The sequence below is a fragment of the Streptomyces sp. C genome, assembly GCF_000158895.1.
GTDB classification, from domain to species: Bacteria; Actinomycetota; Actinomycetes; order Streptomycetales; family Streptomycetaceae; genus Streptomyces; species Streptomyces racemochromogenes.
Genome location: NZ_GG657750.1, coordinates 4,153,652 through 4,161,947 on the forward strand (window position 1 = coordinate 4,153,652; position 8,296 = coordinate 4,161,947).

The window sequence follows — 8,296 nt, forward strand, 5'->3', positions numbered from 1 at the left end:
GGAGCCGTCCCCGGACAGCCCGCCGGCGCCCTCCCGCACCCGCGGCCGCCTGCTCCGCGAACTACCGCGAAGTCCTCGACCAGATGCTCCCGCCGGGCGGTCTTCGCCCAGGCCGCGGCGACCCGCCGCACGGTGGTCAGGAGGTAGGCCCGCACCGACTGGTCCGGCCCGGCCCCGCCCCGTACCGCCTGCAGCGTCCGCGCGAACACCTCGGCGGTCAGGTCGTCGGCGGTGTGCCCGTCCCGGCAGCAGGTCCGCGCGTAGCGCCGTACCGCATCGGCGTGCCGACGGAACAGCTCCTCGTACGCCCCGTCGTCACCGCCCCGCATGCGGGCGATCAAGTCGCCGTCGGATGGAGGGAGTTCGGTGGCCGGCGTGCCGGAGGCGGCATGCCTGCCCCCGCGTTCGCGCTGGGCCGGGACCTGCCGGGCGGGCAGGCTGCCCGCCCCGACCTCGGCGCCGGTGCCACCGACGCCACCGAGGGACTCGTCCCGCCCGTCAACGCTCATCGCGGAAGCCTCCGCACGACACACTCGAACCGGTACACCGATCCAGCCTGTCACACGGCGATGGCACCCCGGGGCCCTCTCAGCGGCATCCACCCATCCGGGGACAATCCGGCGAATCGCCGGACCGCTCCTCACCCCTTCGAGCGACCTGCCGTTCGAGGACCCCCGTTGACGAACCGGCCCCCACCCCTGCGGGGGCCGACCCGCCCAAGGCTCGGCCCGGTGCCACGGCTCCACGCCCCGGCGGGGCGCGGAGACGGCTCATCGCCTACCGGGAACGCAGTCCTTCGAGCAGGATGTCCAGCAGCCGGGCCGAAGCCGCGGCCTGCTGCGCCGGGTCCGGCAGCGCGGGCGCGGCGGTCGCTATCACCAGCAGCACATCGGCCACCGTGACGTCGGTCCGCAGCTCACCGGCCTCCCGCGCCCGGTCCACCAGCCGGCCGACGACCTCCAGCAGCGCGCCCGCTCCGGCGTCCTCCGAGGGCTCGTCCTCGACCGCGGTCCGCGCGCCCACGACGCGCAGCTCCGCCGTACCGCCCGCGGCGGCCTGGCGCTGCTGCGGCACCCGGGCCGCGGCCTCGTCCGCCTCGTCCTCGGCGGCCGCGCCGACCCGCAGCACCTGCGGCGGCAGCAGCCGGCCCGCGCCGGAGGCCACGGAGGTACGCAGGAAGCGCGACAGCGCCTGCCACGGCTCCTCCTCCTGGCCCAGGGCGGACTTGGCCTGCTCGGTCAGCCGGGCGGTCTCCTCCTCGGCTATCCGCCGGACCAGCACGTCCTTGCTCGGGAACCGCCGGTAGACCGTGCCGACGCCGACCCGCGCGCGCCGTGCCACGTCCTCCATCGGAGCTCCGTAGCCCAGCTCGCCGAAGACCTCCCGGGCCGCCCGCAGGACGTGCTCCAGGTTGCGCTGGGCGTCGACGCGCAGCGGCGTGGAACGGCCCACGCCATGGGTGGTCGTGCCCGCCATCACGCGTCCGCCGGTCTCCGCGGACAGAGCGGTGACAGAGCCATGGAAATCGGAAATGTTCATATGTATCCCCCGGTAATCACTTGTCTCCCCCCGGAGACACTCCCCGCCTTCGTGTCGAGGGGGGCCACGGTCATGAGGGCCCTGGTCCTACATCCTCGACGAGATACGAACATAGTTGAGCCAGAGTCAATTCAGAAGAGGCAGCCGCCGACCGACCACCGCCCGATCGGAGCATTCACCGCCACTTTTCCGCCGCAACTCCCCGGAATCACCCCCTCCGGAGTCCTGACCTGCGCACTTTTAACGTGATCCGGATCTCCTGACGGGCCGGTCCCGCCACCCCCAGCGGTCACACAATTTGCCGGGCCTGTGGACAAACTCCCGGCCACGATGCGTCATGGGATGGTGAAGGCTGCTAACTCCCGGGGCGACGACCCCGGTACCCCGCCCCGCACGCGCATCCTCGTCGTCGGCGGCGGCTACGTCGGCATGTACACGGCCCTGGGTCTCCAGCGGAAGCTGAGATCCGGCGAAGCCGAGATCACCGTGGTGACCCCCGAGCCCTACATGACGTACCAGCCCTTCCTCCCGGAAGCCGCCGCCGGCGCGATCTCGCCCCGGCACGTCGTGATCCCCCTGCGCCGCGTCCTGGACCGCTGCCGCATCGTCATCGGCGAGGCCCGGAGCATCGACCACGCCAAGCGCACCGCGACCGTCACCACCCTCGCCACCGCCGAGGAGGGCACCGGCGGCATCGAGATCGAATACGACGAACTCGTCCTCGCCCCCGGCTCCGTCTCCCGCACCCTCCCCGTCCCCGGACTCGCCGACTACGGCATCGGATTCAAGACGGTGGAAGAGGCCATCGGCCTGCGCAACCACGTCATCGAACAGATGGACATCGCCTCCTCCACCCGCGACCCCGCAATCCGCGACGCCGCCCTCACCTTCGTCTTCGTCGGCGGCGGTTTCGCCGGCGTGGAGGCACTCGGCGAACTGGAGGACATGGCCCGATACGCGGCCCGCTACTACCACAACGTCAAGGCCGAGGACATGAAATGGGTCCTCGTCGAGGCCAGCGACCGGATCCTCCCCGAGGTCGGCCCCGAAATGGGCGTCTACACCGTCCGTGAACTGCGCAGCCGCAATATCGACGTCCGCCTCGAGACCCGCCTCGAATCCTGCGAGAACCGCGTCGCTGTCCTCAGCGACGGCTCCCGCTTCCCCACCCGCACCATCGTCTGGACCGCCGGCGTCAAACCCCACCCCGTCCTCGCCGCCAGCGACCTCCCCAAGAACGAACGCGGACGCCTCAGCTGCACCTCCTTCCTCACCGTCGAAGGGGTCGAACACGCCTGGGCCGCCGGCGACGCCGCCGCCGTCCCCGACATCACCGCCCCCGAACCCGGCAGCATCTGCGCCCCCAACGCCCAGCACGCCGTCCGCCAGGCCAAACAGCTCTCCGACAACCTCGTCGCCGCCCTGCGCGGCGAGCTCCTCACCGAGTACGCGCACAAGTACGCCGGCTCCGTCGCCTCCCTCGGCCTCCACAAGGGCGTCGCCCTGCTCTACGGCCGCAAGCTCAAGGGCTACCCCGCCTGGTTCATGCACCGCGCCTACCACCTCAGCCGCGTCCCCACCTTCAACCGCAAAATGCGCGTCCTCGCCGAATGGACCCTCGCGGGCCTCTTCAAACGCGAGATCGTCTCCCTCGGATCCCTCGAACACCCCAGGGCAGAATTCGAACTCGCCGCCGGCGGCGGCCACCGCCACCACCCGCCCCAGCCCACACCCGACCCCCCGCAGGACAAGCAGGGCTGACGTTGTCAGTGCCGTCAGCCACACTGGACGTGTGACCATAGGTGGGCTCACGCCTGCACACAGTGACATCCACGAGCGCCACCGAGCTCCACCGAGCGATCCACCGAGCCACACCCACCGAGCGACACCCACCGAGAGCGACACCCACCGAGCGACACCGTCCAGCGCCCGTCCCCAGGGGCACCTCCCGGCACCACCGGGAGGACACACCGCGACCACTTGCGACACCACGAGGCTTGAACGCAGTGAACTTCACGCGCTGGAGCGCCCGCTTCCCCGGCACGCGCCGCGCCGCCGCCCGGAACGAGCACGCCGCGGCCCAGGCCAAACGCGGTGAGGGCTCCGTCCCGGCAGCCCGCGGCGCCGCCGCCCACCCCGCCGCGCCCTCCGACGGCAGCCCCGCCGACGCCACCGTCCGCGGCACCGGCACGGCCCCGCTGCCCGCCGCGCCCGCCCTCGACGAGCTCCCCGTACGGGAAGTCCTCGGCCTGCTCCCGGCCCTCGTCGCCCTCGTCCACGGCCCCGAGCACCGCGTCGCCTACGTCAACGACGCCTACACCGCCGGCTTCGGCCCCCGCACCACCGGCGAACCCGCCCGCGAAGCCCTCCCCGAACTCGGCGAGCTCGGCCTCCTCGAACTCCTCGACCAGGTCCAGCGCAGCGGCAAGCCCCGCACCGCCAAGAACCGCACCGCCCCCGGCGGCGGCAGCTCGTACACCGTCACCTGCACCCCCGTCGAGTTCCCCAAGGCCGCCGCCGACGGCGAAACGGACCCCGAGCACACCGGCATCCTCGTCCACCTCGCCGACGTCACCGACCACGCCGAAGCCGTCGACCGCCTCCGCGCCAGCGAACGCCGCCAGCGCGAAGCCGCCGTCACCCTCCAGCGCTCCCTCCTGCCCCAGGAACTCGAACAGCCCGACGACCTCCGCGTCGCCGCCACCTACCAACCCGGCGGCACCGAAGCGGCCGTCGGCGGCGACTGGTACGACGTCATCACCCTCGGCGCCGGCCGCACCGCCCTCGTCATCGGCGACGTCATGGGCCGCGGAGTCCGCGCCGCCGCCGTCATGGGCCAGCTCCGCACCGCCGTCCGCGCCTACGCCCGCCTCGACCTCCCCCCGCACGAGGTCCTCCAGCTCCTCGACGGCCTCGCCGCCGAGATCGACGCCAGCCAGATCGCCACCTGCGTCTACGCCGTCCACGACCCCAACGAAGGCCTGCTGGCCTACGCCTCCGCCGGCCACCTCCCCATCCTCGTCCGCGACGAGGACGGCACCGTACGCCGTGCCGCCGACCCCACCGGCCCCCCGCTCGGCACCGGCGGCTGGCTCCACAGCTCCGGCACCATCGCCCTCGGCCCCGGCTCCACCGCCGTCCTCTACACCGACGGCCTGGTCGAACGCCGTGGCGAGGACATCGACGAAGGCGTCGCCGCCCTCGAACGCGCCCTCGCCGGCGCCCAGGGCACCCCCGCGATCATCTGCGACCGCCTGATGCGCGCCCTCGGCGTGGACGCCGACCATGACGACGACGTCGCCGTCATGGTCCTCCAGCAGCCCGCCCGCACCGGCGTGGACGCCGAGCTCTTCCACAACGCCGCCCTCGAACTCCTCGGCGGCGTCGAGGCCGCCCCCCGCGCCCGCGCCTTCGCCCAGGGCGTCCTCAGCTCCTGGCGCTTCCCCGTCGAGCTCTGCGACCTCGGCGTCCTGGCCGCGAGCGAGCTCGTCGCGAACTCCCTCCAGCACGGCACCCCGCCCATGCGGCTGCGCCTGCGCCGCACCGACCGCCGCCTGATCGTCGAGGTCACCGACGGGGACGACCACCTCCCGCGCCGCCGCCGCGCCGAACCGGCCGACGAGACCGGCCGCGGCATCTCGATCATCGCCACCATCGCCTCCGCCTGGGGCTCCCGCCGCACCCCCGGCGGCGGCAAGGCCGTCTGGTGCGAGTTCGCCCTCCCGGACAAGTAGCAACACCAAAAGGGACACCAAAAAGGGAGAGCCCCCGTCCCGAAGGACGGGGGCTCTCCCCTCGTTTTCCCCACTGTCCGCCGTACCCCTTACGCGGACACCCGCTCCGCCCGCTCCGAGGCCCCGGCCGCCTTCGAGACGACCGCCGGCCCCTGCGCCACGACCCGGCTCACCACCGACGGGTTGTCCTGCACCGGGCTCAGCCGCCCGCCCAGCCGCAGCGCCAGCACCGAGATCCCCAGCGACACCAGCACGAACACCCCGATGTAGAGCATCGGAATCCCCGCCCCCAGCGGCACACCCAGCGGCCCGAGCGCCAGCGCCATCTGCTTGACCAGGGCGAAGGCAGAGTTGTACTGCCCGACCGAGCCCTCGGGAGCCAGATCGGCCACCAGCGGCGCCAGCGTCGGCGACAGCATCGCCTCACCGATACCGAAGAGCGCGTACGTGGTGATGAACGCGGCGGCCGCCATCATCGCGCTGCCGTGCCCCAGCCCCGAGAACCCGGCGATCAGCCACGCCACCGTCCAGATCAGCCCGACCAGCGCGATCACCCGCGACCGACGGCGCTTCTCGACCAGCCTCAGCACGACGAACTGCGCCACGACGATCGCACCCGTGTTGGCGGCGAGCGCGAACCCGAGGGTCGAGGGGGAGATCCCCGCAGCCTCCGTACCGAAGGCCGCCAGACCCGACTCGAACTGTCCGTAGCAGGCGAAGAACAGCACGAAGCCCAGCACGCACAGCTGCACCATCGCCTTGTGCCGCAGCAGCCGCTTCCAGCCACCGCCCGCCGGCACCGCGTCCTTGGCCATCGCGTCGCTGATGTTCTGCACGTGCGGCATCCGCACGGTGGCGATCACGACCGCCAGCACCAGGAACATCACGGCCTCGATGCCGAACAGCAGGGTGAAGCTGCCCGGACGGCTCTCGTCGACGATCTGGCCGCCGACGAGCCCACCGATGCCCAGACCCAGGTTCTGCATGAAGAACTGCAACGCGAAGGCACGCGTACGGGTCGACGGCGTCGAGCACCACACGATCATCGTGGCCAGTGCCGGCTGCATCACGGCCTGCCCGGCGCCCAGCGCCAGGGCGGACAGCAGGATCGGCACGATGCCGGTGGAAAGCCCGAGCGAGAGCGCCCCCACCGAAGCGGCGACGGCCGCACCCATGACGACGGGGACCGGACCCCGCCGGTCGATGACCCGGCCGGTGAAGGGCAGCGCGACGAGAGCACCCAGGGCAAAGGCCACGAACGCGCTCGTGGCGGCCATGGAACCCAGACCCCGCACCTGCGCCACATAGATGTAGAGGAACGGAACCGTGAAACCGATGCCGAACGCGGTCAGCGCGTTGCCGGCCTGGATCCGCCGCATCGCAGCGCCCATCACCTTGGTCACTTCTCACCTGCCTTGAGAGCCGAAGACTGAAGACTTCAGAACTTCATACCTAAACTTCGATGCTTAACTCTACACATCGAAGGAGTTAGATGCCAACGGGTTCGTGCGATACTTCGGGGCATGCCTGACACCCCCGACGGCGCGGCGCCCGTCCAAGAGCCGAGCCTCGACGAGCAGATCGCCGTCTACCAGCGCGAGTTCCAGGACCTCGACCCCCAGGTCGAGAAGGTGGTCTCGGCCCTGAGCCGGCTGAACCGCCGCATGAACGTCGCGTACGGCCGCCAGACCGCGGCCCTGGGCATCAGCAACGCGGAGTGGGAGGTCCTCAAGGCCCTCGTCATCTCCGGGGCGCCCTACCGGATGGGCCCGAGCGAGCTGGCGAAGCAGCTGGGTCTGACGCCGGCCGCGATGACCCACCGGATCGACCGCATGACGGCGGAGGGTCTGGTTACCCGCGAACGGGACGAGTCCAACCGCGTCCGCGTGATCGTCGAGCTGACGGACGAAGGCCGCAGCAAGTGGCTGGACGCGATGCGCGCGGCCACGGTCTTCGAGGAGGACCTCCTCCAGGACCTCTCCACGGCGGAGCGCGGGGTACTGGGCGACATGCTCACCCGCCTCCTGGACCGCGTCGAGGAGCTCCAGTCCAGGGCCTGACGGCCCCTGACCTCCCGGGTTGACACGCCCCTCGCGGATCCGTAAGGTTCTCCGAGTTGCCCCGGAGCCGGAAGGTTCCGGAGTCAACGAATCCCGCCGCCTCGTAGCGGCAACCTACTCAGCACGGACTCCCACAGGGAACGAATTCGGCGTGCCCGAATTCATTTCCGAAGGCCCGATTATCGGTTGCCGGGGAAATCCGCTAGAGTTCAGGTGTCGGAAGGGCCCAACAGCCCGGAAGACAAACCCCGCTGACTGGGGGTCAGGCCCGAAAGGATCTGATAGAGTCGGAACCGCCGGAAAGGGAAAGCGCGAAAGCGCAGGACCTGGAAAGCAAGCGAGAAAGACTCTGATAGAGTCGGAAACGCAAGAACGAAGAACGAAAGCCCGGAGGAAAGCCCGAGAGGGTGAGTACAAAGGAAGCGTCCGTTCCTTGAGAACTCAACAGCGTGCCAAAAATCAACGCCAGAAGTTGATACCCCGTCCACTCCGGTGGATGAGGTTCCTTTGAAAAAGACCTGTCGGGCCTTCGGGCACTGGCAGGCAACAACACAGCGAGGACGTTGTGGTCAGTCGGTCATATTCCGACCAAGACTGGCCCGCTCTTTCGTGCGTGTGCACCGGATTACCGGTAAACATTCATGGAGAGTTTGATCCTGGCTCAGGACGAACGCTGGCGGCGTGCTTAACACATGCAAGTCGAACGATGAAGCCCTTCGGGGTGGATTAGTGGCGAACGGGTGAGTAACACGTGGGCAATCTGCCCTTCACTCTGGGACAAGCCCTGGAAACGGGGTCTAATACCGGATAATACTCCTGCCTGCATGGGCGGGAGTTGAAAGCTCCGGCGGTGAAGGATGAGCCCGCGGCCTATCAGCTTGTTGGTGGGGTAATGGCCCACCAAGGCGACGACGGGTAGCCGGCCTGAGAGGGCGACCGGCCACACTGGGACTTTTTATTTTT

Annotated in this window: 6 protein-coding genes and 1 other annotated feature (1 of these 7 only partly in view); of the genes, 3 read left to right on the plus strand and 3 right to left on the minus strand. The window is 70.3% G+C overall.

The window, feature by feature from the left end; translation table 11 throughout:
* Positions 1-509: sigma factor (locus SSNG_RS18630; protein ID WP_007265417.1), on the minus strand; the 509-nt coding region annotated here is incomplete at its 3' end.
* A gap of 268 nt (positions 510-777) precedes the next feature.
* Positions 778-1,539 (minus strand): TetR/AcrR family transcriptional regulator, encoded by a 762-nt coding sequence (locus tag SSNG_RS18635; protein ID WP_007265418.1) that lies wholly within the window; start codon positions 1,537-1,539, stop codon positions 778-780.
* 342 nt (positions 1,540-1,881) lie between these two features.
* Between SSNG_RS18635 and SSNG_RS18640 the strand changes: the two genes are divergently transcribed.
* Together SSNG_RS18640 and SSNG_RS18645 are read left to right on the plus strand one after the other, a co-directional pair.
* Complete coding sequence (locus tag SSNG_RS18640) at positions 1,882-3,300, plus strand: NAD(P)/FAD-dependent oxidoreductase (protein WP_007265419.1); 1,419 nt, start codon at positions 1,882-1,884, stop codon at positions 3,298-3,300.
* A gap of 245 nt (positions 3,301-3,545) precedes the next feature.
* Entirely contained in the window at positions 3,546-5,273 is a 1,728-nt protein-coding gene (locus SSNG_RS18645) for an ATP-binding SpoIIE family protein phosphatase (protein ID WP_007265420.1), read from the plus strand.
* An 89-nt stretch (positions 5,274-5,362) separates the two neighbouring features.
* Here the strand turns inward: SSNG_RS18645 and SSNG_RS18650 are convergent, their stop codons facing one another.
* Entirely contained in the window at positions 5,363-6,664 is a 1,302-nt protein-coding gene (locus SSNG_RS18650; RefSeq protein WP_128637494.1) for an MFS transporter, read from the minus strand.
* Between the two features lie 132 nt (positions 6,665-6,796).
* On the opposite strand from SSNG_RS18650, the gene SSNG_RS18655 reads away from it, so the two are divergent.
* Entirely contained in the window at positions 6,797-7,333 is a 537-nt protein-coding gene (locus tag SSNG_RS18655; protein WP_007265422.1) for a MarR family transcriptional regulator, read from the plus strand.
* Positions 7,334-7,971: 638 nt separating this feature from the next.
* Positions 7,972-8,296, plus strand: a sequence feature (mutual gap in cmsearch alignment for this rRNA model is longer than 100); it runs 1,163 nt beyond the window's last position.